Annotated in this window: 15 protein-coding genes and 1 tRNA gene; 11 read left to right on the forward strand and 5 right to left on the reverse strand. The window is 63.5% G+C overall.

Annotated features, from left to right (window positions below; translation table 11 throughout):
• Positions 1-81 precede the first annotated feature (81 nt).
• The 4 genes from BUC24_RS07870 to recD all read left to right on the forward strand — a co-directional run bounded on the left by BUC24_RS07870 (position 82) and on the right by recD (position 12,108).
• Positions 82-3,102: a CHASE domain-containing protein gene (locus BUC24_RS07870; protein ID WP_073213498.1), complete on the forward strand. Its 3,021-nt coding sequence runs from the start codon at positions 82-84 to the stop codon at positions 3,100-3,102.
• A 77-nt stretch (positions 3,103-3,179) separates the two neighbouring features.
• Positions 3,180-6,554 (forward strand): exodeoxyribonuclease V subunit gamma, encoded by a 3,375-nt coding sequence (gene recC / locus BUC24_RS07875; protein WP_073213499.1) that lies wholly within the window; start codon positions 3,180-3,182, stop codon positions 6,552-6,554.
• Complete coding sequence (gene recB, locus BUC24_RS07880; protein ID WP_073213500.1) at positions 6,551-10,189, forward strand: exodeoxyribonuclease V subunit beta; 3,639 nt, start codon at positions 6,551-6,553, stop codon at positions 10,187-10,189. The genes recC and recB overlap by 4 nt, the downstream gene beginning before the upstream one ends.
• Entirely contained in the window at positions 10,186-12,108 is a 1,923-nt protein-coding gene (gene recD, locus BUC24_RS07885) for an exodeoxyribonuclease V subunit alpha (protein ID WP_073213501.1), read from the forward strand. The genes recB and recD overlap by 4 nt, the downstream gene beginning before the upstream one ends.
• 90 nt (positions 12,109-12,198) lie before the next feature.
• On the opposite strand, the gene BUC24_RS07890 is transcribed toward recD, so the two are convergent.
• On the reverse strand, positions 12,199-13,131 hold the full coding sequence (locus BUC24_RS07890) for a serine hydrolase (RefSeq protein WP_073213502.1): 933 nt from the start codon (positions 13,129-13,131) through the stop codon (positions 12,199-12,201).
• Positions 13,132-13,383: 252 nt separating this feature from the next.
• Positions 13,384-14,400 carry a sulfate ABC transporter substrate-binding protein gene (locus tag BUC24_RS07895; RefSeq protein WP_073213503.1) on the reverse strand — a complete coding sequence of 339 codons (1,017 nt, stop codon included), beginning with the start codon at positions 14,398-14,400 and terminating at the stop codon, positions 13,384-13,386.
• A gap of 206 nt (positions 14,401-14,606) precedes the next feature.
• On the opposite strand from BUC24_RS07895, the gene BUC24_RS07900 reads away from it, so the two are divergent.
• Positions 14,607-15,131 (forward strand): GNAT family N-acetyltransferase, encoded by a 525-nt coding sequence (locus BUC24_RS07900; protein ID WP_073213504.1) that lies wholly within the window; start codon positions 14,607-14,609, stop codon positions 15,129-15,131.
• Between the two features lie 48 nt (positions 15,132-15,179).
• Positions 15,180-15,914, forward strand: a complete 735-nt coding sequence (locus BUC24_RS07905) for a YcbK family protein (protein WP_073213505.1) — start codon at positions 15,180-15,182, stop codon at positions 15,912-15,914.
• Between the two features lie 23 nt (positions 15,915-15,937).
• On the opposite strand, the gene BUC24_RS26905 is transcribed toward BUC24_RS07905, so the two are convergent.
• Positions 15,938-16,019, reverse strand: a tRNA-OTHER gene (locus tag BUC24_RS26905).
• Between the two features lie 74 nt (positions 16,020-16,093).
• The gene (locus BUC24_RS07910; RefSeq protein ID WP_073214970.1) at positions 16,094-16,303 is read right to left on the reverse strand and encodes a DUF3460 family protein; all 210 of its coding nucleotides are present in this window, start codon (positions 16,301-16,303) and stop codon (positions 16,094-16,096) included.
• A 109-nt stretch (positions 16,304-16,412) separates the two neighbouring features.
• Here BUC24_RS07910 and BUC24_RS07915 point away from each other — a divergent pair, with 109 nt between their 5' ends.
• The 4 genes from BUC24_RS07915 (at position 16,413) to BUC24_RS07930 (ending at position 20,599) form a co-directional block, all read left to right on the forward strand.
• Positions 16,413-16,829, forward strand: a complete 417-nt coding sequence (locus BUC24_RS07915; protein WP_073213506.1) for a hypothetical protein — start codon at positions 16,413-16,415, stop codon at positions 16,827-16,829.
• A gap of 25 nt (positions 16,830-16,854) precedes the next feature.
• Complete coding sequence (locus BUC24_RS07920; protein WP_373887966.1) at positions 16,855-17,667, forward strand: cystine ABC transporter substrate-binding protein; 813 nt, start codon at positions 16,855-16,857, stop codon at positions 17,665-17,667.
• A 4-nt stretch (positions 17,668-17,671) separates the two neighbouring features.
• Positions 17,672-18,328 carry an amino acid ABC transporter permease gene (locus BUC24_RS07925; RefSeq protein WP_073213508.1) on the forward strand — a complete coding sequence of 219 codons (657 nt, stop codon included), beginning with the start codon at positions 17,672-17,674 and terminating at the stop codon, positions 18,326-18,328.
• An 87-nt stretch (positions 18,329-18,415) separates the two neighbouring features.
• Positions 18,416-20,599, forward strand: a complete 2,184-nt coding sequence (locus BUC24_RS07930; RefSeq protein WP_083598770.1) for a putative bifunctional diguanylate cyclase/phosphodiesterase — start codon at positions 18,416-18,418, stop codon at positions 20,597-20,599.
• A gap of 164 nt (positions 20,600-20,763) precedes the next feature.
• Here the strand turns inward: BUC24_RS07930 and BUC24_RS07935 are convergent, their stop codons facing one another.
• Positions 20,764-22,440, reverse strand: a complete 1,677-nt coding sequence (locus tag BUC24_RS07935; RefSeq protein WP_178372498.1) for an electron transfer flavoprotein-ubiquinone oxidoreductase — start codon at positions 22,438-22,440, stop codon at positions 20,764-20,766.
• A 161-nt stretch (positions 22,441-22,601) separates the two neighbouring features.
• On the opposite strand from BUC24_RS07935, the gene BUC24_RS07940 reads away from it, so the two are divergent.
• Positions 22,602-23,378 (forward strand): SDR family oxidoreductase, encoded by a 777-nt coding sequence (locus BUC24_RS07940; RefSeq protein WP_073213509.1) that lies wholly within the window; start codon positions 22,602-22,604, stop codon positions 23,376-23,378.
• Positions 23,379-23,479: the final 101 nt, after the last annotated feature.

The raw sequence follows: 23,479 nt of genomic DNA on the forward strand, positions 1-23,479 counted from the left end.
TGCCAAGTAATCTGGCAGCGCAGCGCCCAGTGGGCGTCTTGGAAAAAACAGGGCACGATGACGCAAGCGATGACGAGATCGATGAAACGGGCGGTACACGGCATGCCGACGCGCGCGCGCGTGCTGCTGTTTTGCGCCAGCATTGCCGTCTCGACGCTGGTCGGACTGACCCTGTATGCCCTGGCCCAGCGCGTGGTCGAAGCCGATGCCCTGCGCCGTTTCGACGCGGTCGCTGGCAGCGTGCAAGTGAGCCTGGGCGCACGCGTCAAGTCGTACACCGATGCCTTGCGCGGGGTGGTGGCCCTGTTCGACAGCAGCGAGACGGTGCCATCGCGGCTGGCGTTCCAGCGTTATGTGGATTCGCTCGATGTGGCGCGCAATTTCCCCGCCATTGAAGGCGTCAGTTTTGCGCGCTGGGTGCCGGAGGCCGAGCGAGAGCGTTTTGTCAGCGCGGTGCGGGCCGACCGCAGCCTCGAGCCGCAAGGCTATCCTGAATTCGACATCACCCCGCCCGGGCGCCGCAACGGCTATACCGTGTTGCAGTACATCGAACCGATGGCGCCGCTGCGTTCGCGCCATGGGCTCGACATTGGCGCGGAAGCGCTGCGCGGCGCCTTGCTGGAGCAGGCGCGCGACTCGGGCGCCCTGAGCGCCACCAACTTGCCGGTGCTGGTAGCCTCGCCCGAACCGCACGTGGGGCTGGCCATGCGCTTGCCGGTGTACCGGCCCGGCATGGCGCGCACCAGCGTGGCGGAGCGGCGCGCCGCTTATCTGGGTTCAGTGGGCATTGGCTTTTCGGTACCGGCGCTGGTGGAAAGCGCGCTGGCACAGAGCCTGTCACGCAATGTGCAGGTCACGCTGTATGCGCACGGCGCCGTTCCCAGCGCAGTGAAGGTAGCGGGCAAGGCGCTCACATTGGGCGCCAACGACCGCCTGCTGTATCGTGGTGCGCCTGTTGCTACTGACGGCGACGTGCTGGAAACGATCCTGCCCGTCGACTTTCATGGCAGCCTGTGGAAGGCCCATTTCCGGGCCGAGAAAAAGGCGATGTACACCGGCTTCGATCAGCTTTTTCCCGCCATTGCGGGCCTGACCGGCTTCTCCGGGATGATGCTGATCTCGGCCTTCTTCACCATGCTGTTCCGCTCGCGCAGCGGCGCCATCGACCAGCGCTTGCTGCTCGATTCGGTCCTGAACAGCGTCGATGCGCACGTCTACATGAAAGACCGCGAGCGGCGCTACATCTACGTCAACGCCCGCACTGCCGAAGCGATGGGCATGCCGGCGGGGCAGATCATCGGCAAGCTCGATCGCGATGTGCTGCCCCCGGCCCGGGCTGACTATTACTGGGAACAGGACTTGCCCCTGTTCCGCAATGGCGCGCGCCAGCCTGGCCAGCTGGTGGAATTTACCCAGCTCGATGGCGACGTGCGCCAGCTGTGGACCGTGAAGGTGCCAATCGTGGTCAAGGGGGAAGTGACGGCCGTGATCGGTCTGTCGACCGATGTCACCGAGTTGCATCGCCTGAAGGCGCAGGCCGACGCCGCCAACCAGGCCAAGAGCAACTTCCTGTCGAACATGAGCCACGAGATCCGCACGCCGATGAACAGCATCATCGGCATGTCGCACCTGGCGCTCAAGTCGGTGACCCATCCGAAGCAGCGCGATTACCTGGAAAAGATTCACCACTCGGGCCAGCACCTGCTGGGCATCATCAACGACATTCTCGATTTTTCCAAGATCGAGGCGGGCAAGCTGGAACTGGAAGTGCTGGACTTCGGTCTGGCCACGCTGATGCAGGACATTGCCAACCAACTGGGGCAGGCAGCGGCCAACAAGCAGCTGGAACTGACGGTCGATATCGAGGCGGGCCTGGCGCACCAGTTGCGCGGCGACCCGCTGCGCCTGGAACAGGTGCTGCTCAACTTCACCAGCAACGCTATCAAGTTCTCCCACAACGGCGAAGTGCGGATCGTGGTGCGGGTGGTGGAAGACGACGGCACCGACATTCTCGTGCGCTTTGAAGTGCACGACCACGGCATCGGCATGAGCGAGGCCGAAATTGCCGATCTGTTCAAATCGTTCCACCAGGCCGACCCGTCGACCACGCGCAAATATGGCGGTACCGGTCTCGGTCTGGTGATCAGCAAGCAGCTGGCCGAACTGATGGGCGGCGAGGTGGGGGTCGAGAGCACGCCTGGCCAGGGCAGCAGCTTCTGGTTCACCGCCCGCCTGACGCGCGCCCAGAGCTTCCTCAGTGCCGAGCGTGGCGAAGTCACCCCCGAAGTGCTGGCACGCCTGCGCGGCGCCTATCTGCTGCTGGTGGAAGACAATGTGTTCAGCCAGCAGGTCGGCCAGGAATTGCTGGAGCAAGTCGGCGCCACGGTGGTCGTGGCCAACAACGGCAAGGAAGCGATTGACCTGATGCACAAGCACAGTTTCGACTGTGTGCTGATGGATGTGCAAATGCCGGTAATGGATGGCTTTGAGGCGACGCGCATGATCCGCGCCGATCCGCGCTTGCGCAGCGCGGTCGTGATTGCCATGACGGCCAATGCCGGCAGCGACGACCAGAAGCGCTGCATGGACGCGGGGATGGATGAATTTGTCACCAAGCCGGTCGCGCCCAATCTGCTGTTCGAGGTGATCGCCAAGTGGCTCGATGTGCACGCCCAGCGCGGCGCGGCCCTGACGCCGCCGGTGGCGCCAGCGGTGGCGCCATTGGCGGCGCCGCCAATGGCCATGTCCGGCCGTCCCGAGCTGCTCGATCTGGCCGTGCTGTCGACAACCTTTGGGGCCAATCCGGCCAAGATGCGTAAATATGCACTGCTGTTCCTGGAGTCGGCACGCGAAGCGCTGGACGCCATCGAAGAAGCCGTGGCGCAGCGCGATGGCGCCCGTGCCGCCGACCTGGGACACCGCCTCAAATCGTCGGCGCGCGCGATTGGCGCCATGGGCTTTGCCAACTTGTGCGAAGCGCTCGAATCAATGCGGGGCGGGGAAGGGCAGGACGACGCGCCCCTGCTGGTGGCGCGCATGGGCGAGCTGCTGGCCGAACTGGCCGAGCATATCGAGCAGGAAGTGGCAGTGGCGGCGACTTGAAGCGTGCTGCCCTACCGCCCGGGCGGTAAAAATAGTATGCTGTGGCGCTGCGTCCCCACGCATTTTCCCGGAGCACCATGCCATCGCCCGTCACACCCGGTTTGCTCATTCTTCACGGTAATCAAATGGAGCAATTGCGCGCCGCTGTTTTCGGCTGGCTGCGCGCCAATCCGCTTGGGCCGCTGGAGCAGGAAACCATCCTGGTGCAGTCCAATGGCGTGGCCGAATGGCTCAAGATCGCACTGGCCCAGGAGCTGGGCGTGTGCGCCGCCACCCGGGTGGCACTGCCTGCGCGCTTTTTGTGGGAAGCCTATCGCGGTATGCTGGGGCGCGAGCGTGTGCCGGTGCGCGCGCCGTATGACAAAGGTCCCCTGACCTGGCGTCTGATGCGCCTGTTGCCGCTGCTGCTGGCCGACCCGGTGTTCCAGCCCTTGCGCCACTTTCTGCGCGACGGCGACCCGGAGCGGCGCTTGCAGCTGGCCGAACGGCTGGCCGACCTGTTCGACCAGTACCAGGTGTATCGCGCCGACTGGCTGGAAGACTGGTCGCATGGGCGCGATGTGCTGCGCAGCGCGCGCGGCGAAGCCACCCCGCTGGCGCCCGACCAGCGCTGGCAGGCGCAGCTCTGGCGCGCCGTCAACGATAGCGTGCCAGAGCAGCAGCGTGACTCCGGACGCGCCACCATCCATCAGCAGTTCGTCGCTGAAAGCGCCAGCGCGCAGCCAGTGGGGCGCTTGCCGCGCCGCGTGGTGTTGTTTGGGATGTCGGCATTGCCCTACCAGACCTTGCAGGCGGTGGCGGCGCTGGCGCGCCATACCCAGGTGCTGCTGGCCGTGCCCAACCCCTGCCAGTTCTACTGGGGCGACATTATCGAAGGGCGCGAATTGCTGCGCGCGGCGCACAAACGCCAGCGCCTCAAGGATGGCATCGACCTGGGCGCGGTGCCGCTCGAAGAACTGCATGCGCACAGCCATCCCTTGCTGGCCAGCTGGGGACGCCAGGGGCGTGACTTCGTGCGCATGCTTGATGAATTCGACCAGTCCGGCGAGGCCGCCGGCCAGATGCGGATCGACTTGTTCAGCGAAGGCGAGGGCGTGACCTTGCTTGAGCAGGTGCAGGCGGCCGTGCGCGACATGCTGCCGCTGCGCGAGCACCCACGCGTGCCGCTGGCCGAAGGCGACCGCTCGATCGAATTTCACCTGGCCCACAGCGTGCAGCGCGAAGTGGAAATCCTGCACGACCAGTTGCTGTCCTGGTTTGGCCAAGGCCGCGGCCTGCGTCCGCGCGACGTGGTCGTCATGGTGCCCGATATCGACACCTTTTCCGCTGCCATCCACGCCGTATTCGACCAGCACAAGCGCAGCGATCCGCGCTTCATCCCGTTTGAGATCGGCGACGTCAAGGACCGCAGCGTCAACCCGCTGCTGGTGGCGCTGGAGTGGCTGCTGCGATTGCCGCAGCAGCGCTGCCGCCAGAGCGAGGTGCGCGACCTGCTCGATGTACCCGCGGTGGCCGCGCGCTTCGGCCTGCAGGACGACGACCTGGCTACCCTGGGCCACTGGATCGACGGCGCCAGCGTGCGCTGGGGACTGGATCAGGAACACCGCGATGGACTGGGGCTGGGGCAGGCGGGCGAACAGAATGCCTGGATCTTCGGGGTGCGGCGCATGCTGCTGGGCTACGCCAGCGGTGGCGGCGCCAATTACCAGCAAATCGAACCGTATGCCGAAGTGGGCGGCCTTGATGCGGCGCTGGCCGGCTCGCTGGCACAGCTGATCGAAGCCCTGCTGGTCTGGCGCGCGCGCCTGGCCGGCGCGCATACACCAACCGAATGGGGCGAGCACGCACGCGCCTTGCTGGCCGCCTTCTTTGACGCCGGCCAGGAACAGGACCGCCTCACGCTGGCGCAACTGAGCGAAGCGCTGCAAGGGTGGCTCGAAACCTGCGCCAGTGCGGGTTTCGAAGAAGCCGTGCCCCTGGCCGTGCTGCGCGAAGCATGGCTGGGCGCCATCGACGAGCCGACCCTGAACCACCAGTTTGTCTCCGGTGGCGTGACCTTCTGCACCCTGATGCCGATGCGTGCGGTGCCGTTTCGCGTAGTCTGCCTGCTGGGCATGAATGACGGCGACTTCCCGCGCCGCGCGCGCCAGGCTGATTTCGACCTGCTTGCGCTGCCCGGCATGGCGCGCCCGGGCGACCGTTCGCGCCGCGACGATGACCGCTATCTGATGCTCGAAGCCGTTCTGGCCGCGCGCGACAAGCTGTATGTCAGCTGGGTGGGGCGCAATGTGCGCGACAACAGCGAGCAACCGGCTTCGGTGCTGGTGTCGCAGCTGCGCGACTACCTGGCGGCAGGGTGGGACCTCGACCTGGCGCGGCTCACCACCGAGCATGCGCTGCAGCCGTTCAGCCGCCGCTATTTTGAACGGGGCGGCTTGCTGACCTATGCCGGCGAATGGCGCGTGGCCCACGGCGCCGACGGTGTGTCAGACGAGCTGCAGCTGCCAGCCTACGAACTGGAGCCGGGTGCGCGTCTTAAACTGGGCGAACTGGCCAGTTTCCTGCGCCAGCCCGCGCGCTACTTCTTCCGCCGCCGTCTGGGCGTGACCTTTACCGATCCCGATACCGTCGGCGAAGACGAAGAGCCTTTCTCGCTCGACGCGCTCGAGCGCTACTTTCTCGAAGATAGCCTGCTCGACGACGGCAGCGAGCCGGAACCCATCGACGAGGTGCGCGCGGCGTTGTCGCTGCGCGCCGAAAAACTGGCGCGCCAGGGCGTGCTGCCGATTGGCCTGCTGGGCCAGCAATGGCAGCGCCAGCTGGTCGAAGCGCTGGTGCCGGTGCGCACCGCCTGGCTGACACTGTGCGCGCGCTATGCCGCGCCGGCCCCGAAGCTGGCCGTCACGCTTGAATTTGACGGCGTCCACCTGGATGACTGGATCGACAAACTGCGCAGCGGGGCGGGCGAGACCGCGTGGCTGCTGCAAATCTCGTCCAAGGTATTGGACAAAAAGGGGGCGGCGCGAGGCGACAAACTGATCGGCCCCTGGCTGCGCCAGTTGGCCAGCGCCGCCGTCGGCCAACCCGTGACAGGCTACCTGGTGGCGCGCGACGCGGTCGTGACCATGGCGCCGCTGGACCCGGAACAGTCACGCCGCCAGCTGGCCAGCCTGGTGGCCCTGTGGCGCGCCAATCTCGACCAGCCCCTGGCCGTGGCCTGCAAAACCGCACTGGTCACGCTGCAGGGAGGCGACGCCCGCAGCACTTACGAAGGCAGCTTCGAGCTCACCGGCGAAGTGGCGGACCTGTGTCTGGCACGCTTGTGGCCCGACTTCGCCAGCCTGTGCGCTGGCGGCCAGTGGGCTGCCTTGAGCGAAGCGCTGTATGGCGCGCTGGCCCAGTGGCTGGCCGAGGATCTGGCCATTGCACCGCTACAGGGAGAGGCGCAATGAGCGAACTGCTCGACCCCTTGCGCTTTCCCCTGCACGGCTCGCGCCTGATCGAGGCCAGCGCCGGTACCGGTAAGACCTGGACCATCGCCGCTCTGTATCTGCGGCTGGTGCTCGGGCATGGCGGTGAGGACGGTTTTGGCCGCGCGCTGGCGCCGCCCGAAATTTTGGTGATGACCTTCACGCGCGCGGCCACGCGCGAACTGTCGAACCGGGTGCGCGAGCGCCTGATCGAGGCAGCGGCGCACTTCCGCGGCGAGCGTGTGCTCGACGACGCGCTGCTGGTTGCGCTGGCAGCGAGCTACGACAGCGACAGTGCGCGCCAAATCGCCGCGCACCGCCTGGTGATGGCGGCCGAAACGATGGACGAAGCGGCCATTTTCACCATTGACGCCTGGTGTCAGCGCATGCTGCGCGAGCACGCCTTTGACAGCGGCAGCCTGTTTGACGAAGAACTGGTCAGCGACGAACAAGCCCTGTTCGAGGACGCCGCCCACGATTACTGGCGCCAGAATGTGTATCCGCTCGATGCAGCGGCCCTGGCCATTTTGCTGGGCTGCTGGAACGATGTCGAGGTACTCAAACGCGATGTGCGCGAGTTGGTACGCCGCGTGGGCGCCTTGGGCGAAGTGCCTGACGAAAGCCTGGCCACCTTGATCGCCCGGGTGGCGCGCGAACAGGCCGCGCAACTGGCGCAACTGAAAGCCGGCTGGCACGCGCGCGCCAGCGAGATGGAGCAATGGATTGCATACCAGCGCGAACTGGCACCGAAGTGCTTCAACGGTAACAAGCTGCGCCCCGATTCACTGGTGAAGTGGTTTGACGCGCTGCGCGCCTGGGCGCTGGACGAGGCCATGCACATGCCCGACCTGCCCGACACGGCCTGGCACCGCCTCACGCCCGATGGCCTGACCGACGCCTTCAGCAAAGGCTTTTCGGTGGAGATCGCATCGTGCTTCGACTGCACTACCGAACTATGGGATGCGCTCAAGGGCATCGACCCGCTCGCGCACGCGTTGCACCGGCACGCTGCCAGCAGCATTGCCCGGCGCATGGCCCAGCTCAAGCAAAGCAAGCGCCAGTTCGGCTTTGCCGACATGCTCGAGCGGCTCAAAAATGCGCTCGAGGGCCCCAACGGTGAAGCCCTGCGCGAACGGATCCGGGCCCAGTTCCCGGTGGCGATGGTGGACGAATTTCAGGATACCTCGCCCGACCAGTACCGCATCTTCAACCTGCTGTACCGGGTGGCAGAGAACGAGCGCACGCATGGCCTGTTCCTGATTGGCGACCCGAAGCAGTCGATTTACGGTTTTCGTGGCGCCGACATTCACAGTTACCTTGACGCCCGGCGCGCCACCGAAGGGCGCCACTACCAGCTGGGGACCAACTACCGCTCCACGGCAGCGCTGGTGGCGGCGGTGAACCGGCTGTTCCTGCACGCTGAAGGCGATGGCGACCGTCCCGGCTTTGCCGCTGGGGCCTTCCGCTTCCGCAAGGGTGGCGTCAATCCGCTGCCGTTCGAGGCCGTGGACGCGCGCGGGCGCAGCCAGGAGCTGGTCGGCGTCGAAGGGCCGTACCAGGCGCTGGCCATCTGCAGCACGCCACGTGATGATTTACGCGCCGACGATTACCTGGAATTTTTTGCCCACCACGCGGCCGAGCATATCGTCACTCTGCTCAATGACCCTGCCGTCGGCTTCCGGGATGGTGCAGTCTTCCGCCGTTTGCTGCCGGCCGATATCGCGATCCTGGTGCGTAACCGGCGCGAAGCAACGGCCATCCGGCGCGCACTGGAACAGCGCAAGGTGGCCAGCGTCTACCTGTCCGACAAGGATTCGGTGGTCGAAAGCGAGGAAGCATTCGACGTGCTGCGCTGGCTGCACGCGGTCGCCAATCCCCTTGACGGGGCGCTGGCCCGGGCCGCCTTTGCCACCCGCACGGCGGGCTTGAGTCTGGCCGAGCTGGCACGCATGTCCTCGGACGAACTGGCGTGGGAAGAGCGGGTGGAGCAGCTCAAGAGCCTGCACATCATCTGGCAGCGCCAGGGCGTGCTGGCCATGCTGCGCCGCTTCATCCATGAACTGGGCTTGCCGGCAGCGCTGCTGCAAACGCCCGGTGGCGAGCGTCGCCTGACCAATCTGCTGCACCTGGCCGAGCTGCTGCAGTCCGCCAGCGCCCAGCTCGACGGCGAGCTGGCCCTGATCCGCTGGTTTGGCGAACAGGTGGCAGGGCAGGGCGAAGGCGGTGACGAGCGGGTGCTGCGCCTGGAAAGCGATGCGGAGCTGGTCAAGGTGGTTACGGTGCACAAGTCCAAGGGGCTGGAATATCCCCTCGTGTACCTGCCGTTTGCCGTCAGCGCGCGCAAGACCGAGCGGCGCAACCGCAGTTTCTTCGAGTATGTGGGCGCGGACGGCGAGCGCCGCATCGACCTGGGGCTGTCCGACCTGGCCCTGGCCGCCGTGGAGCGGGCCCGCATCGAGGAAGACTTGCGCCTGCTGTACGTGGCCCTGACCCGTGCGCGCCACTTCTTGTGGCTGGGCGTGGCAGCCATTGCCGCGCGCAAGAGTGGCGAGAACAAGCTGCACGATTCCGCACTTGGCTATCTGCTGGCCGGGGGGCAGCCCCTGGGCGCTGGCGAAATGGGCGAGCGCTGGGAGCAGCTGCGTGGCGACATGACCTCGATCGTGCTGCATACGCTGCCCGCCGCCGAAGGCATGACCATGCTGGCGCGCAGCGAAGAGCGCGCGCCGCTGGTCGACGCAGCCCGCTTTGGCGCCAGTTTCGAGCGCAACTGGAGCGTTGGCTCCTTCACGTCGCTGACACGGCAGACCGGCACCGCCCCCATGCGCGCCCAGGAAGAAACCCTGCTCGAGGACGAGGAGCCCGCCCAGGCGCTGGCCCAGCGGGTCGACGACGCTCCCTGGCACCGATTCCCGCGCGGCTCGGTACCGGGTAACTTCCTGCACGAGCAGCTGGAATGGATGGCGCAAGAGGGTTTCGCCGTCGCCGACGATGCGCAATTTACCGAACGCCTCGGGCAACGGGTCGAGCGCGCTGGCTGGGGTCATCGGCGCGAGGACGCCATTGCCTGGCTGCGCACGGTGGCCCTCACGCGCCTGCCGCCGCTGGGCGCGGCGCTGGCGGAGATTGACACCCTGCTGCCTGAAATGGAATTCTGGTTCCCCAGCGAGCAGCTCAACAGCGTCACGCTCGACCAGTTATGCCGCGCGCACCTGCTCAAGGGGACCGCGCGCGCAGCGCTGCCCGAACGCGAGCTGCACGGCATGCTCAAGGGCTTTGCCGACCTGGTGTTCGAGCACGAGGGCCGCTACTGGGTGCTCGATTACAAATCGAATTCGCTGGGCGGCGGTGACGCAGCTTACACCAGAGCGGCCATGGCCAACGGCATGGCCGCACACCGGTACGACATCCAGGGCGCACTCTACATGTTGGCCTTGCACCGCCTGCTGCGCAGCCGCCTGGGCGATGCTTACCAGCCGCATGCGCAGCTGGGCGGGGCCATTTTTCTGTTCCTGCGCGGGATCGCCAACACCAGCACCCATGGCTGCTACCTGCTTGAAGCGGACATTGCACTGCTCGATGCGCTCGACCGCCTGATGGGCGCGGAGGACAAATGAACAAACCTGACCCGATCGAGCAGCTGTGGGAAGGTGTGGAGGCGCTGACGGAGGCGGGCGAACTGCGCCGCTTGTCGGGGACGTTTGCGCGTTTCGTCGGCACGCTGGGGCATACCAGCGCGCCGCTGATGCTGGCCTGCGTGCTGCTGTCGGAACTGGAGGGGCGTGGGCACAGCTGCCTGGTGCTTGACGAACTGGCAGCCGGCCCGGCAGCCCTGATGGGGTGGAGCGATGAACAATGGCGCCAGCTGGCCGGCGCCATCGCGCTGCCGAAAACGGTGGCTGCCTGGCGCACCCAGTTGACGGGCTGCGACCAGGTCTGGCACGTCGGCGACCTCGATTTCGACCAGCCCCTGGTGCTCGATGGCGAACGGCTCTACCTGCGCCGCTACTGGCGCGACGAGACCCTGGTCGCGCACGCGATTCGCACGCGTGCACGCAGCCTGCGGCCGGTGGACACAGCCCAGGCGCGCATCTGGCTCGACCTGCTTTTTGACAGCGAGCTGCGCGCCGAACCGCCCGACTGGCAAAAGATCGCCTGTGCGGTAGCGCTGCGCGGCTCGGTGGCCATCATCACGGGCGGTCCCGGCACCGGCAAGACGTACACCGTGGCGCGCCTTCTGGCCTTGCTGTTTGCGATGGCGCCCGATGCAGCGCGCCAGCGCGTCGCCCTGGCTGCGCCCACCGGCAAGGCTGCCGCGCGCCTGAAGCAATCGATCGACAAGGCCCTGACCGAACTGGCCGACAAGGTGGGCGGCGCCTTGCCACTGCGCGAACTGACTGAACGCATGGGGGCGGCGCGCACCTTGCATAGCCTGCTGGGCGCGCGCCCCGACACGCGCAGCTTCGCCCACCACGCCGGCAACCCGCTTGACATCGACGTTCTGATTGTCGACGAAGCGTCCATGGTGCACCTGGAGATGATGGCATCGCTGCTGGACGCGCTGCCCGACGGCGCGACCCTGATCCTGCTGGGGGACAAAGACCAGCTGGCGTCGGTGGAAGCCGGGGCCGTGCTGGGCGACTTGTGCCGCGACGCCCAGGCTGGCGGCTACACGGCCGACACGGTGGCGTACGCGCTCGCCGCCAGCGGCGAAACCGTGCCCGAGGCCTTCCACGGCCATGCCAACGCCCTGGCGCAGCAAACCGTCATGCTCAGGCGCAGCCGCCGCTTCGGCGGTCCGATCGGGCAACTGGCGCACGCCGTCAACCAGGGCGACGCCGCGCGCGCCGAAGCGGTGCTACGCGAAGGCGGTGTGCTGCACTGGATCGAGCACGCGCACCAGCACCACGTGGTGCAACTGGCCGCTGACGGTTACGCGGCCTACCTCGGCTTGATCGCCGACGGTGCCGGCAGCAGCCCGCATGCACACTGGGTGCGCTCGGTGCTGCACAGCTTTGAATCGTTCCGCATCCTGTGCGCCGTGCGCGACGGCGAATGGGGCGTCGGCGGCTTGAACGATGTGATCGAGCAGCGCCTGGACGCGGCAGGCATGATCCGGCGCCGTGGCGAATGGTATGTGGGACGTCCGGTCATGATCACCCGTAACGATTACGGCACTGGCGTGTTCAACGGCGACATCGGCCTGACCTTGCCCGACCCGGCGCGCCCGGGATCGCTGCGCGTGTACTTTTTGGAAGGCGATGAAGTGCGCAGTGTACTGGCAACCCGGCTGCGCCATGTCGACACGGCCTACGCAATGACGGTGCACAAATCGCAGGGCTCGGAATTCCGGCACACGGTGCTGGTCTTGCCGCGCGAGCGGGGCGCCATGATCGCGCGCGAGCTGATCTATACCGGCATTACCCGTGCCAGTGCCCAATTCACCCTGGTCACGCCCGGCAGCGCCGTACTGGCCGAAGCCATTGCCCGGCGTACCCGCCGCGCCAGCGGCCTGCGCGCCATGATCGACCACTGAGCGCGCCCCAAAAGCAACACCGGGGTCAGACCACTTTTGCCGTTTCGCAAAAGTGGTCTGACCCCGGTGCGGTGGGATTGGTGGGGCGCTTCAGCGGCGCTTGCGCAGGATGGCTTTGCTGTGGCGCGTCTTGGTGCTGCTGACCTTGACGATACGAGCGTTGCTGGCAACCATGACCGGGCCGCGGGCGCGGGCGCGAGGACGGGCATGCGCCACCACGGGGGCCGCTTCTTCACCCGAAATGAAACGCCGGATATTCAACGCGTCCATGATGCGCGCCGAGCTGGCCTTGGCATTGAGCAGCACCAGGGTGGCGTTCTTGCCGGCGGACTTGATCTGCATGATCAGGCATTTGCCTGCTTCTTCCGTGTAACCCGTCTTGGACAGGCCGATTTCCCAGCCCTTGGCGCCGACCAGGCGGTTGGTGTTACGGTACTCGACGTTGCGCCCGTTGATATTGATGAAGTCGCTGGACTCGGTCGTGATCTGGGCAATTTGCGGATAGGTCGAGGCGGCTGTGGCCATCTTGATCAAGTCCTGGGCGGTCGATTTGTTGTTGGGCGACAGGCCGGTTGGCTCTTCGATCACGGTATTGGTCATGCCCAATGCCGCAATCTTGGCGCGCACGGCAGCCTTGAACGCGACCGGGCCACCGTCGAAGGTGCGCGCGAGCGAAGCGGCTGCCCGATTGTCAGACGACATCAGCGCCAGGCGCAGCACATCGGCCCGGCTGATATGCGAGCCCACAGGCACGCGCGAAGTGCTGTGCTTGACGATATCCACGTCGCCCTGCTCGATGGCGATGAGTTCATTCATATCCTGATTGGCATCGAGGACGACCATGGCGGTCATCAGCTTGGTCAAGGACGCGATCGGCACGATTTCGCCGGCGTTCTTTTCCAGCAGCACTTTACCGGTGTCGTTTTCGACCACCAGCACCGACTGCGAGCCGAACGGCACCGCTGCCACCGCCGCCATCGCGGAGATCGACATCAGTACCGATACGATTATTTTTTTGATCATGTGTTGGAATCCTGGCTGGCTATAGCTATAGAGCAACTGTATGCGACGAAGATATCATCATCGCTCAGCTATGTCTACGGTGCACAAAACAAAAGCAGGCGGAAGCAGGGAACTTCCAACAGAAATCTATGCTTTTAGGCAGCCTTTTTGCATATTTGAAAGCAAATCAGGCAATTGGCGAGCGGAGAGCTTGCCGGCTGGCTTTTTTCGGCGGGCACTCGTCGTTTGGGGAATGCCCGCCATTCAATGCAATTACTTGGTTGCGTAAATCTTGTCGAACTCACCACCATCATCGAAGTGTTTCTTTTGCGCAGCTTTCCAGCCGCCAAATACGTCATCCACAGTGAACAGGGAAATTGGCTTGTAGTTGGCAGCAAATTTCTTGGCAACCGCGTCCGAACGCACGCGCAGGAAATGTTTGGCGCCAATGGCCTGACCTTCTTCGGAGTACAGGAAGTTCAGGTAAGCCGTGGCCTGTTTGCGCACGCCGCGTTTGTCGACCACTTTGTCGATCACTGCCACAGGCGACTCGGCCAGGATGGAGACGCTTGGATAGACCACTTCGAAGTTGTCGCCAAATTCGGTACGCACCATTTGCACTTCGTTTTCAAACGTGACCAGGGCGTCGCCGATCTGGCGCTGGGTGAAGGTGGTGGTGGCAGCACGGCCACCACCGTCCAGGACCGGCACGTTCTTGAAAATCTTGCCTACCAGCTCGCGCGCCTGCGCTTCGGTACCGCCTTTTTTCAGCACCGAGCCCCATGCGGCCAGATAGGTGTAGCGGCCGTTGCCGGCAGTTTTGGGATTCGGAATGACCACCGCCACGCCAGGCTTGGCCAGGTCGTCCCAGTTCTTGATCTGCTTGGGGTTGCCTTTGCGGACCAGGAATACCATGGTCGAATAGTAGGGAGCGGCGCCGTTCGGGAACTTCTTGGCCCAGTCGGCCGCGACCAGGCCGCGATCGGCCAGCATGTCGATGTCATTGGCCTGGTTCATGGTCACGACAGACGCTTCCAGCCCGTCCGCAACCGAGCGCGCCTGCTTGCTCGAACCACCGTGGGATTGCTTGACGGTGACGGTCTCACCGGTTTTCTTTTTGTAGTCGGCAATAAAGGCAGGGTTGATGTCCTTGTACAGCTCGCGTGCCACGTCGTAGGACACGTTCAGCAGTTCGGTATCCGCGGCCTGGGCCGTGAAGGGCAGGGCGCTCATGCCCAGCGCCAGGGCCAGGATCCAGCGGCGGGAAACGGAAGTGTTGTTAGTATGCATATGTTCGATTGAGCCGACTATTGTAGGAACGGACTAGCATAGTCTAAAATCCGCAGCCAAAACGGAAGTACTGTTTTGTCATATGCTTAGATCTGTTGGTGCGTCAGTACAACCACGCCTTGGCTGGGTTTGCTGTATATTCGGGTTGCGCGCTTGAGCTGCGGTAATAGGTCTTTCAGGCCGTAACGGTTAATGGTGAGTTTGATATGGTGATCGACATTCGTACTGCCGCACTGGAAGATGCATCCGCCGCTTGCCACGTGCTGCGCCGTTCGATTGCCGAATCCTGCGAACTGGACCACCGCCAGCAGCCCGACATCCTTCAGTCGTGGCTGGGTAACAAAACCCCCGACAACATCGCCAGCTGGATCGCTTCCCCGAGCAATTACACTGCCGTCGCCCTGCGCGACGGCGAGCTGGTTGGCGTTGCCCTGGTCACCCAGGCTGGCAAGCTCTCGCTGTGCTACTTGTTGCCCGAGGCGCAACATGCAGGCATCGGCAAGGCCTTGCTGGAAAAGTGTGAACAGCAGGCGCGCGCATGGGGCGTCAGCGTGCTGCGCCTGCATGGCACCGCCACGGCACGCGCCTTTTTCGCACGCAATGGCTACGTGCTGGCAGGGAAAGAAAAGTCCTGCTATGGCGTCGAGTGCGATTTCTTCTGGAAGAAGTTGAACGTCCCCGCGGGCAGCGAATCGGAGTCGAAACGATTCTGCAGCTGTAGCGCGCAGTAATTCTTGCTTGCGCTATAGTAGCGGCCTCGCTGCCACCTTTGTTTCTTCATGATTTCCCGTCGCGCATTTCTCCATCAAGGCGTCTGCCTGTCCACCCTGGGTTTGATCTCCGTGCCACTGATTGGTTGCGCCGCACCGGCGCCTGCCAAGACCAAGGCCAAGTCCGCCGCTGCCAAGCCGGCCGTTGCCAAGGCCAAGGTCAAGCCGGCTGCACCGAAGCCGGCTGCTCCACCGGTCGAAGCCCCAGCGGTTGCGATGGCGCCGCCGCCCGATATCTTTGATGCCCAAGCCCTGGATCTGGAATTCTGGCTCAAGCCGCGCACCTTGACCGTGACCCGTCCGCAAAGTGGCGAAAAGGCGTCAGTGCTGTACTGGAAAGATGGCGAAATCATCGATTCGGCCTACCAGGAGCTGTGCCACCTGCTGCGCGACGTGAATGGCAAGGAAACCGCGCCGATCGATCCGAAGTTGTTTGAAACTCTGTGGGGGACACAGGCGTTCATCGCCCGTTACGGGATTGATGAGCCACTGGAAATCCTGTCTGGTTACCGGACAGCCAATTCCAACGCCAAGCTGATCGAACAGGGCGTGCCGGCAGCGCGCCAGTCGCTGCACATCCAGGGCAAGGCAGCCGATATCCGGATTGCCAACCTGAATGCGGAAGTGCTGGGCGGTTTGGTGCGCAGTTTCCGTCAGGGCGGGGTGGGGTTTTATTACCGCGCCGGACCGCGTGGCGGCTGGATTCATGCCGATACGGGTTTGCAGCGGATCTGGAAGGGCTGACAGCAGACGCTGCTGGCCAAAATTGGTGCGGGGCCCGGGGATCGAACCCGGTTATCAGTCAGCGACCATGGTCGTTACTGGGCTTTACCAATAAGCGAGCCTCGCATTGACAGAATATGCGAGAAATACCTCTTCACAATAAGAATTTACACTAAACAAGATAAATTCTTTTAAGGCATTCAGTCGTATTGATAGGGTTTAGCCGGTATCTCGTCCTTGTGTTGCTTGTCGAGCTCGTCAAGGTCGACCCGGTGATCCCACCAGATGTACCAGCCGCGCTGACGGTCTTCGACAATGTCGGGCCGCTCGCGCAGGAGCTTGGACAGAAACTGGTCCATCTCGGAGACATAGCCTCCGGAAAAAGGGCGATAGCGTTGGGGCGAATTCATGACATCCTCCTTTGCAGACTGTGACCTTCCCGCGCCAGCAAGGTTCCCTTGTACGCCGCGCAGGAAATGCCGTAGCATGTTGCCCTAACCGCATTTTCTCCAGGAAGCAATGAATCAAGACCCCACGCAGCCGGCACCGCGCTTTCGCCCGGTACCCTGGACCGAGCTGCTGACCCCGCAAGATGTCGAAGCCTGGATCGACGAGCACAACCGCAGCTTGATGGAGCACATCGGTCCCCAGGAAACCGGGGTCGGCGTCTGCTTCACTCTGGCCGAAGGCGGCGATATTTATATGCAGACCACTGCCGACGCCGTGGTCCTGGATGTTGAGCCCGATGCGCAATGGATCGCGCCCTTGATTGTGGCCGCCACCCAGACCCCGGAGCCGGTATCGCAGATCTGGGTGCTCCCCGACGACAAGCTGGTGCAGCTGATCATTGGCTTGTCGACCCTGGTCGCCAGTACCACCTTGGTAAGCGGACACAATTTTGGCGGACGCAGCCGGAAGAGTGCGTATTCGCGTTAAACTCGGACTTTCATTTTCGATCACGATGCCCATGCCGATTTCGTCCCGCCGCCGCCACATCCAGCTTGCCGCTCTCGTGTTTGCTAGCGCACTGGCGCTTCCCGCCCTGAGCGCTGACCTGCTTGCCACCGCCAAGGCGCGCGGCACCCTCAAAATTGCACTGGAAGGCACGTATCCTCCGTTCAATTTCAAGGACAAGGCCGGGCAGCTCGATGGCTACGACGTGGACGTGGCCAAACTGGTTGCCGCGCGCATGGGGCTCAAACCCGAATTCGTCACCACGGAATGGAGCGCAATTCTGGCCGGTCTGGCCTCGGGCCGCTACGACGTGATCATCAGCCAGGTTGGAATCAATCCCAAACGTGAACTGGCCTTCGATTTCTCGATTCCTTACACCTATTCCAGCCCGCAGCTCATTGTGCGCAAGAGCGAAAAGGCCAGCTATGCCTCGCTGGCCGACCTGAAGGGCAAGCGCGTGGGCGTGGGGCAGGGCAGCGTGTACGAGCAGCAGGCCAAAGCTGTGCCGGGGATCGAAGTAAAAAGTTACCCGGCCGCGCCTGAAAATCTGCAAGATCTGGCCGTGGGCCGGGTTGATGCCGCGCTCAACGACAGTCTGATGGTCGCTTACCTGCTGAAAAACTCGGCCTTGCCGATCCAGGCTGGGGCACGCGTGGGCGCGGTTGAACGCATGGGCGCCGCTTTCCGCAAGGGCAATCCGCAATTCAAGGCGGCCATCGACAAGGCGCTGCAGGATGCGGGTGCCGACGGCAGTCTCAAGGCCATCTCCGTGAAATGGTTCGGCAGCGACGTCAGCCGCGCCACCCCGGCCAAGCCTTAAGCGCATGGAACTGTTCGAGCTGCTGCGCGACGCCGCGCCCGTGATGCTCAAGGGTGCAGGCTACACCCTCATGTTTGCCGTGGCGTCGATGGTGGGCGGGCTGGCGCTGGGCTTTCCGGCCGCGATTTTGCGCATGTCGCGCTGGGCCGTGCTGCGCTGGCCGGCTGATCTGTACGTCAGCATGATGCGGGGCACGCCGCTGCTGGTGCAGATTTTCGTTATTTATTATGGTCTGCCTTCGGTGGGGATCGAATTTACCCCCGTCACGGCGGGCGTGCTGGCGCTGTCGCTTAATTCCGGCGCCTATCTGTCGGAAAGCTTGCGCGGGGCAATCCAAAGCATCAGCGCAGGGCAGTGGCGAGCCAGTTTCAGCCTGGGCCTGTCATATTGGCAAACCTTGCACCACGTGGTGCTGCCGCAAGCACTGCGCGTGGCGGTGCCATCCATGGGCAATACCTTGATCAGCCTGATCAAGGATACCTCGCTGGTGTCCGTCATTACAGTCACCGAGCTGATGCTGGCCACCAAGGAAGTCATCGCGACCACCTTCCGCCCCTTGCCCCTGTATATCGCCGCCGCGCTGGTGTACTGGTGCCTGAGTCTGGCCTTTGAAGCGCTCCAGCGGCGCGCCGAGCAGCGCCTGAACCGCGCCCACCGCTGAAGCGGCCAATCGCCTGCTCGACATGGCAGGCAGGCCCATGCTAGTCTAGGTCCGAATACCGTCACCAACCCGCATGCGAGAGGTGAGATGGACAAGGAAACAGACCCGGCGCCCTGGCTTCCCGGCGCGCCGCTCGGCTACCGTGCCAAACCCGTGTTCGCCGCCAGTGCGCACGGCAGCGCTCCCGTTCTCGACCCCAGCGGCGTGACGGCCGAACGTCTGCGCTATGAAGAAGAGCAGTCCTACTACAACGATCTGTATTTGCTGGCACCCGTCGGCTACTTCGTGGTGGCCTTTGACAGCACCATTTTGCAGGTGAACCTGGTCGGTGCCGACATGCTCGGCATCGTGCGAGCCCGCCCCGGCGACCATCGCTTCCGCACCTTCATTGCGCCTGCCTTCCTGGCCGATTTCGACGCCTTCATCAGCGCTGCCCTCAATTCCCCGCAACCCATGCAGTGCCTGGTGCAAATGCAGCGCACGGGCGGCGAAGCGTTTCAGGTCACCATGCTGGCCAGTGCCGACGGGGGCGGCCAAGCCTGCCGCATCGTGCTGGAACGGGCCGAAGGCAAGCTGGCTGCGCTGGAACGCAGCGAAGAGCGCTTTCGGCGCATCGTGCACACGGCCGAAGAGGGCATCTGGGAGATCGACGCAGTGTCGTGCACCACCTTCGTCAATCCGCGCATGGCCGACATGCTCGGCTACAGCATCGAAGAAATGCTCGGCAAACCGCTGGCGATCTTCATGGACGAGGAGGGCAAGGCCGTCCTTGATCACAATATCGAGCAGCGCCAGGAAGGCGCCGCCGAACACCGCGAATTCAAATTCCTGCACCGTGATGGCAGCGCCGTCTGGACCACGCTGGCCACCAATCCCATTTTTGATGCGGCGGGCCGCTACATGGGCGCGCTGGCGCTGGTGACCGACATTACCGGCAACAAGGCAAGCGGTGAACTAGTCTGGCAGCAGGCCAATTTCGATCCGCTGACGCGCCTGCCCAATCGTCATATGTTCATGGAGCGCCTGCGCCACGAGATTCGTAAGGCCGAGCGCAACGATGCCTTCCTCGCGCTGCTGTTTGTCGACCTCGATCACTTCAAGGAAGTCAACGACCGTCTTGGCCATGCCAAGGGCGACCAGGTCTTGCTGGAGGCAGCGCGCCGCATCAGCAGCTGCGTGCGCGGCACCGACATGGTGGCGCGTCTGGGCGGCGACGAGTTTACTGTCATTCTGGCCGGGCTGGAGCTGGTGGGCAGCGTGGAGCGGGTGGCGCGCGCCATGGTGTCGCTGCTGGCGCTGCCGTTCGATCTGAATGGCGAGAAGGTGCATCTGTCGGCCAGCATCGGCATTGCGCTGTACCCGGCCGATGCAAGCTCGCTCGATGTCCTGATCGAGCATGCCGACCAGGCCATGTACGCCTCCAAGAATGGCGGGCGCTCGCGCTTTTCTTACTACACCCCGGCCCTGCAGGAAGCGGCCGAGGCGCGCCAGACCATTGCTGCCGATCTGCAGGCGGCCATCGTGGCGCAGCAATTCGAGATCCTGTACCAGCCTATCGTCTCATTGCAGACGGGGGCGGTGCACAAGGCCGAAGCCTTGCTGCGCTGGCGTCATCCCACGCGCGGGCTGCTGGCGCCAGCCGAATTCATTCCGTTCGCCGAGTCGACTGGGCTGATCGTGGAAATTGGCGACTGGGTGTTCCGGCAGGCCGCGCGCCAGGCGCAGCGCTGGCGCAGCCTGATTGATCCGGCGTTCCAGGTCAGCGTCAACAAGTCGCCACTGCAGTTCCGGCGCGATGTGGAGCAGTACGAAACCTGGCTGGCCTATCTGGCCGAACTGGGTTTGTCCTCGCAAAGCATGGTGATCGAAATTACCGAAAGTGTGCTGATGGACGGTGTGGAGCAGGTGATCGAGCGCCTGCGCCAGTACCGGGCCATGGGGCTGCAGGTGGCCTTGGACGATTTTGGCACCGGTTATTCGTCGCTGTCGCACCTGAAGCGCTTCGATATCGATTTTGTGAAGATTGACCAGTCGTTTGTGGCCACCCTGGAAGACGATACGGGCGATCTGGCGCTGTGCGAAGCGATCATCGTGATGGCGCACAAGCTGGGTTTGAAAGTGGTGGCCGAAGGCGTGGAGACCAAGGTGCAGCGCGCGCTGCTGGTTGATGCGGGCTGCGATTATGCGCAGGGTTTCATGTTTGCGCGGCCCATGCCGGCGGCGGAATTCGAAGCCATGGCCACCGCGGCCCGGCCCGCATTGCCGCATTAAGAATACGCGTAAAAGTACATCGCACTCGCGAAGGCGGGGGCCTATACCACGTAACCGAATTCGGACAAGTGGTATGGGCCCCCGCCTTCGCGAGGGCGATGTGGTGGATCTTTGATCCCGCAGTTCTTGCGGTTCCGCGCGCGGTGTGCGGTTAACGCTGAGGCTTACATCCCCGGATAATTCGGTCCGCCGCCGCCTTCTGGCGTGACCCACACGATATTCTGGGTCGGATCCTTGATATCGCAGGTCTTGCAATGCACGCAGTTCTGCGCATTGATCTGCAGCTTGTCTTCGCCACCGTCCGTTTTGATGAACTCATACACGCCGGCAGGGCAGTAACGCGCTTCCGGACCCGCATACTTGGCCAGGTTGACTGCCACCGGCACGCTGTTGTTCTTGAGCGTGAGGTGAATCGGCTGGTCTTCCGCATGGTTGGTGTTCGAGATGAACACCGACGACAGACGGTCGAAGGTCAGCTTGCCATCCGGTTTTGGATAGGCGATTGGCGCGTAATTGGCGGCCGGCTTGAGGCACTCGTGGTCGCCATAATTGCGGTGCAGCGTCCATGGTGCTTTGCCGCGCAAGACCATCTGATCAATGCCGGTCATGATGGAACCGAGCACCAGACCTTTCGACAGCCACGGCTTGACGTTGCGCGCCACGTGCAGTTCTTCGTGCAGCCAGGACGCCTCGAAGGCGGCCGGGAAGGCGCTCAGTTCGTCGTGCTGGCGCTGCTCGCCCAGTGCGCCAAAGGCGGCTTCGGCTGCCAGCATGCCGGTCTTGATGGCGGCGTGCGAACCCTTGATGCGGCTCATGTTCAGGAAGCCGGCGTCGCAGCCAATCAGCGCGCCGCCCGGGAACACCAGCTTCGGCAAGGCTTGCAGACCGCCTGCGGTAATGGCGCGCGCACCGTACGAGATGCGCTTGGCGCCCTCGAAGAAGGTGCTGATGGCCGGATGCGTTTTATAGCGCTGGAATTCTTCGTACGGCGACAGGTAAGGATTTTCGTACGACAGGCCAATCACGTAGCCGACCACGACCTGGTTGTTCTCCAGGTGGTACAGGAACGAGCCGCCATAGGTATCGTTTTTCAGGGGCCAGCCGGTGGTGTGGATCACCAGGCCCGGCTTGTGCTTGGCCGGATCGATTTCCCACAGTTCCTTGATGCCGATGCTGTACGACTGCGGGTCCTTGCCCTTGTTCAGGTCGTATTTGGCCATCAGCTGCTTGCCCAGGTGGCCGCGCGAGCCTTCGGCAAACAGGGTGTACTTGGCGTGCAGTTCCATGCCAAGCTGGAATTCCGGACCAGGTTCGCCATCACGCTTGACGCCCATATTGCCGGTGGCAACGCCCTTGACCGATCCGTTCTCGTTGTACAGGATTTCCGCGGCAGGGAAGCCAGGGAAAATTTCCACGCCCAGGGCTTCGGCTTGCTGACCCAGCCAGCGCGTCACATTGCCCAGCGAGATGACGTAATTGCCGTGGTTTTCAAAGCAGGCAGGCACCATGAAACCCGGGGTTTGGTAGGCCTTCTTTTCGGTCAGGAACAGAATCCGGTCTTCGGTCACCGGGGTGTTGAGTGGTGCGCCCAGTTCTTTCCAGTTCGGGATCAGTTCGTTCAGGGCACGTGGGTCCATGACCGCGCCGGACAGAATGTGGGCGCCGATTTCGCCGCCTTTTTCCAGCACGCAGACCGATACTTCCTGGCCTTTTTCGGCGGCCAGCTGTTTCAGACGGATCGCGGCCGACAGGCCTGCGGGACCGCCGCCGACGACGACGACGTCGTATTCCATTGCTTCGCGTGGGCCGTATTGTTCGAGTAAATTGATAGGCTCTGTCATGGTCTCATCATGGGGTGAAAAATTTAAGCACGAGTGTGCGGCTTTTTGCCGAGGATTGCAACGTTGGCGCCATTTTACGGGCATTATTAGACTGCACCATCTAATTGGGGCATTTTGTGACATGATTATGCATTCACCAACCCAGCGCACAGGAGCCGAACGTGGGCATTGAAGTCAATTTCGAAGGAAAAATCGCCTTGATCACGGGCGCATCGAGCGGCCTGGGTGCCCGTTTTGCCAAGGCGCTGGCGGGCGCGGGGGCGCAGGTGGTGCTGGCCTCGCGCCGCACTAACCACCTCAAGGAACTGCGCGCGGAAATCGAGGCGGAAGGAGGCGCCGCCCACGTCGTCACGCTCGACGTGACCGACCTGGCCAGCATCAAGTCGGCCATTGCCCATGCCGAAACCGAGGCCGGTCCGATCGATATCCTGGTCAATAACTCGGGTGTGTCCACCACCCAGCGCCTGGTCGATGTGACGCCCGAGGATTATGCCTACGTCATGGACACCAATTTGCGCGGTGCCTTTTTCGTGGCCCAGCAAACCGCCAAGCGCATGATCGCGCGCGCCAAGGGCGACCCCAAAAAACAGCACCGCATCATTAATATTGCGTCGGTGGCCGGCTTGCGCGTGCTGCCGCAGATCGGCGTGTATTGCATGAGCAAGGCGGGCGTGGTGCAGATGACCAAGGCGATGGCAGTGGAATGGGGTAAATACAATATCAATGTCAACGCCATCTGCCCCGGTTACATCCTGACCGAAATCAATGAAGACTATTTCGGCACCGAGCAAGGCCAAAAACTGATCGACATGCTGCCCCGCAAGCGTCCGGGCAAGCCGGAAGATCTGGACGGTTTGCTTTTATTACTTGCTGCGGAAGAAAGCCATTTTATCAATGGTGCCATTATCACCGCAGACGATGGCATGACAGCTCAATAACTTTCCAGGGAGCATTCGTTTCCCTTTTCCCGGCAAACGTCGTGTTTGCCGCGGTTTGTCGATTTTCGACCGTTGTATTTGCCGCTTCTGATTGCTTTTCG

This window comes from Massilia sp. CF038, from assembly GCF_900129765.1.
In the GTDB taxonomy this organism is placed as follows: domain Bacteria; phylum Pseudomonadota; class Gammaproteobacteria; order Burkholderiales; family Burkholderiaceae_D; genus Telluria_A.